A 1,101-nucleotide genomic window follows, 5' to 3' on the forward strand; every position below is an offset into this window, starting at 1 on the left:
AACGCAACCGGCGGATCCGGCCCCAACGATGATATAGTCGTACATTTCTTCTCTCCCTATTGGTTCGCAGCGGCGTTAGCCGAGCACCCGAACCACGATGTTGATGAGGCGGCGCACAAAGCCCGTGTAAGGCGGGAAAAGCATGTGCGTGATCGAATGCTTTTCCTCGAGCACGGCTTTTTCATGGGAAAAGGCCTTGAAGCCGTATTCGCCATGCGCCGCCCCGATGCCCGAGTTGTTGACGCCGCCAAAAGGCAGGTTCGGATGCAGGAAATGCACCACGGTCAGGTTGACGCCCACCGCGCCCGAAGAGGTGCGCGTGATGATCTGATGCGCGAAACTCTTGCTTTTGTCGAAGATATAGAGGGCAAGCGGCTTGGGGTTTGCGTTGATCTTGTCGATGACCTTGTCCAGATCGACATATTCGATGATCGGCAGAATTGGCCCGAACAGCTCTTCCTGGGTGATTTGCATATCGTCCGAGACTTCGGAAATCAGCGTCGGGGCGATGAAATTCTGGCTGGCATCGGTTTGCCCGCCCTGAAGGATGCTGGCGCCTTTGGTGCGGGCGTCTTCAATCAGGTTGCGCACCCGGTCAAAGTGCCGCTCATTCACGATCCGGCAATAGTCGGGCGTTGCTTTTTGTGCCTCGGGCGTCTTGCCATAGACGCGGCCAATTTCGGCCTGGACGGCGGTCTTGAACGCGCCCGACACATCGCGGTGCACATAGACATGATCCGGGGCGATACAGGTCTGCCCGTTGTTTGCGAACTTGCCCCAGACGATGTTGCGCGCGGCCTTCTTGATATTGGCGTTCGGGCCAACAATGGTGGGCGACTTGCCACCAAGTTCCAGTGTGACCGATGTCAGGTTTTTCGCGGCGGCCTCCATCACGACCTTGCCGATTGCCGGGCTGCCGGTGAAAAAGATGTGATCGAACGGCAGCGACAGAAGCTCTTGTGAAACAGCGGCGTCGCCTTCGATGACCTTGACCAGATCGGGCGTAAAGGCCTCTTCCACGATGTCGATCACGACCTGGGCCGCATTCGGCGTCATCTCGGATGGCTTGATGATGGCGCTGTTGCCCGCCGCGATCGCCGA

General features: G+C 58.1%; 1 protein-coding gene. It reads right to left on the minus strand.

What is annotated here, in order from left to right:
* Nucleotides 1-75: 75 nt before the first annotated feature.
* Nucleotides 76-1,101, minus strand: a 1,026-nt coding sequence (locus tag ACP2AV_RS15660; RefSeq protein ID WP_426373701.1) for an aldehyde dehydrogenase family protein, incomplete at its 5' end; no start/stop codon positions are given.

Origin of the sequence: Aliiroseovarius sp. PTFE2010 (genome assembly GCF_049943335.1) — a bacterium.
Lineage (GTDB): Bacteria > Pseudomonadota > Alphaproteobacteria > Rhodobacterales > Rhodobacteraceae > JBNFVY01.